Raw genomic sequence first — 1271 nt, forward strand, 5'->3', positions numbered from 1 at the left:
TTCCTATTACAATATTGACCAGTTAATAATCGGAGACTACGCTGATATCCTCAAACGATAGAATCTGCCATAGAGTTAAGGAAAACTAATGTGAAAGATCGGATGCCACCATTACAGGGCTTGTACTATTTTTTCATCGCAGCAAAGGAAGGCAGTTTTAAAACCGCAGCCAAGAATCTATTTGTTACCCCCGCAGCCATCAGCCAACAAATTCGTCAGCTTGAGGAGTTTTTAGGGACGGACTTGTTTGTTCGTCAACACAGAAAAATTGTGCTGACGCCAGAAGGGGAACTGCTATTTACTCAGGCAGAAAGAGGGTTTGCCCATTTGCAGCAAGGCGTACGTCTTGTCAACCAAGATCCAAACCCGAACCATCTTTCAATATCAACACTGCCCTCCTTTGCCCACCATTGGTTGGTGCCTAAAATCACCGCCTTTCGTCAACGTCATCCTGATATTGCCCTATTGCTAGAGCCCACAAATGATCTCGTCTCTTTTCAAGATAGTCAGATAGATTTGTGCGTTCGCTACGGATTAGGAAGATACCCAAATTTAGAATCGCAATGGCTGATGGACGAAGCCTTTTACCCAGCATGTCATCCGATGTATCAGAAAGAACATGGCATCTATAGCATCGAAGATTTAAGCAAAGCAGAGCTCATCGAAGACGTTTGGCCCGATCTCGACTGGAACATGTGGTTAGCAAGACTTGGACACTCAGCGGCAAAGCCCGCTTTAAAATACAGTGGCTCGCACTTAGTGTTGGAAGCTGCGTTATCCCTACAAGGTGTAGCGCTCGTCAAACACAGCTTGGCGTATCAATATTTTCGGACGGGTAAACTGGTTCGTATTGGCGACATCGCGATAAAACCTAGATTTGCGTACTACCTATGTGCACCCAAGGGTTACTTGAAGCGACCAAAAGCACAACTATTTGCCCAGTGGTTAAGAGAAGAGATAGACACATTTGAAAAGTCAGTGACACAAGATTTTGAAATTATCGAGCTCGATAAATAAGCACGTCTTACTTCAAAAGGAGTTTTGCTAAACAGCAAGAGAACGACCAAGTTCGGTGATGAATGTTAGCCAGCATCTCAGCATCAAAGTAAAGCAAACTTAAAAGATGAACGTTGATGACTCTTCAAACAACTTTCGGCCATAGATATAAAAAGCCCCGCACGAGGCGGGGCTTTAAAATCATAGAGTTAACTTAAGAATTACTTCTTAGCGTTACGCTCTTTAACGTCAGCAATTACTTGCTCTGCAACGTT

Annotated in this window: 1 protein-coding gene; it reads left to right on the forward strand. The window is 43.6% G+C overall.

The features are described 5' to 3' along the window. The first annotated feature begins 90 nt into the window (after positions 1–90). Positions 91–1017: a LysR substrate-binding domain-containing protein gene (locus R7P67_RS24915; RefSeq protein WP_029833813.1), complete on the forward strand. Its 927-nt coding sequence runs from the start codon at positions 91–93 to the stop codon at positions 1015–1017. The last annotated feature ends 254 nt before the right edge of the window (positions 1018–1271 follow it).

Source organism: Vibrio sp. Vb0937 (assembly GCF_033338855.1).